The sequence below is a fragment of the Rhizobacter sp. P3_C12 genome, from assembly GCF_056402735.1.
In genome coordinates this window covers 1-1,360 of sequence record NZ_JBFUGW010000585.1, presented here as the reverse complement: position 1 = coordinate 1,360, position 1,360 = coordinate 1, and the positions used below count along the sequence as shown (strand labels likewise).

The 1,360-nt window shown below is 69.7% G+C and carries 1 protein-coding gene; it reads left to right on the top strand.

The features are described 5' to 3' along the window. A partial coding sequence (locus tag AC1DXV_RS34700) for a phosphoethanolamine transferase (protein WP_477938056.1) occupies positions 1-998 on the top strand: 998 nt, incomplete at its 5' end. Positions 999-1,360 lie beyond the last annotated feature (362 nt).

Here is a 1,360-nt window from a genome sequence, read left to right as displayed (position 1 = left end):
GCGCCGACGTGGCGCTCGCGCCGCCCGCGCCCGGCGCGAAGCCGCTGCTGCTGGCACTGGTGGTGGGCGAGACGGCGCGGGCCGATCACTTCGCGCTGAACGGCTACGAGCGGGCCACGACGCCGGGCCTTGCGGCGCAGGGTGTCGTCAGCTTCAGCAACGTCACGTCATGCGGCACCAGCACGGCCACCTCGCTGCCGTGCATGTTCTCGCACCTCGGCAAGCAGGCCTACGAATCGCGCGACCAGGACTACGAGAACCTGCTCGACGTGCTGCAGCGTGCCGGGCTGGCGGTGCTGTGGCTGGACAACCAGGCCGGCTGCAAGGGGCTGTGCGAGCGCGTGCCGCACGAAGATGCCTACCGGCTCGCGGCCGGTGCCGCGCCGATGCCGGCCGGGCTGTGCGACGGCGGCGAGTGCCTGGACGAGGCCTTGCTGCACGGGCTCGACCAGCGGCTGGCTGCGCTGCCGGCCGAGCGCCGCGCCCGCGGCGTGGTGCTGGTGCTGCACCAGATGGGCAGCCACGGGCCGGCCTACTCGAAGCGCTCGCCGCCGGGCCGCAAGCCCTTCGTGCCGGAGTGCACGACCAACGTGTTGCAGCAGTGCGAGCGGCAGCAGTTGCTGAATGCCTATGACAACTCGATCGCCTACACCGACAGCGTGCTGGCGAAGGCGATCGACTGGCTCGGCAAGCAGGGCGCCGGCTACGACCCGGCGCTGCTGTACCTGTCGGACCATGGCGAATCGCTCGGCGAGAACAACCTCTACCTGCACGGCCTGCCCTACGGCATCGCGCCGCGCGAGCAGAAGCACGTGCCGATGGTGGTGTGGCTCGCGCCGCAGACCGAGGCGGCGACCGGGATCGCGATGCAGTGTCTGCAGAAGCAGCGCGACGTGGCGCTGAGCCATGACAACCTGGTGCCGAGCGTGCTGGGGCTGATGCGGGCGAAGACCAGCGTCTATCGCGGCGAGCTGGACGTGTTTTCGCGCTGCAGGTAATTCCTCAACGCTCTCGTCTGGCGTGGGCGCGGGCGGGGGGTGTGGGGCTCGCCCCCCCGCCCACGCCTTTGCCGAACCGGTGGCTCGATGCGCGGAAAACACGCAYGGCGCGCCCGGGTGMCAACCCGGGCTCAACCCTCATTTGTTCGCTTGTCACCYCCCAAAAGGCAGRGCGGTGGCAGAAGGCGSGTGSGGGGAGGCTGTGGAGCGCCAATAAAGCCGGGGCGCCGGAGCTGGCTGGTTTSATGGCCCGCGTGCGCAGCACGCTTCGTGCACTGACTGTCGCCCACTGTTTGACCACAACGAACGAAGTGAGTGGCGGGAGTTTGGGCGACGGGCCATGAAACCAGTCAGYGGAGGGA